Source organism: Enterococcus sp. C46, from assembly GCF_040887565.1.
GTDB lineage: Bacteria > Bacillota > Bacilli > Lactobacillales > Enterococcaceae > Enterococcus_B > Enterococcus_B lactis.
Genome location: NZ_JBFOGA010000039.1, coordinates 1 through 359 on the forward strand (window position 1 = coordinate 1; position 359 = coordinate 359).

Below are 359 nucleotides of genomic sequence, written 5' to 3' on the forward strand. Positions count from 1 at the left end.
TGGAGTTAACGGCTTTCCTCGATTACGAAAAGTACGATCGCATTGGTTTTAACACGGGTAATTCTCGTAACGGCTCCTATGACCGTACGGTCAAGACCGAGTACGGGGAACTTCATCTCCAGATTCCGCGCGACCGCAACGGCGAGTTCAAGCAACAGACTGTTCCCGCTTATAGACGGACGAATGATACCTTAGAGGAGACCGTCATTCACCTCTTCCGAAAAGGTATTACCATGTCGGAAATCGCAGACTTGATTGAGAAAATGTATGGGCATCACTACACGCCCCAAACCATGTCCAATATAACAAAATCATTTACAGAAGAGGTAACGGCGTTTAAAGGGCGGGAGCTTCATGAC

Annotated in this window: 1 protein-coding gene; it reads left to right on the top strand. The window is 47.6% G+C overall.

Going from position 1 to position 359, the window contains the following annotated elements; translation table 11 throughout:
- A partial coding sequence (locus tag AB3I27_RS14035; protein WP_368023025.1) for a transposase occupies positions 1-359 on the top strand: 359 nt, incomplete at both ends.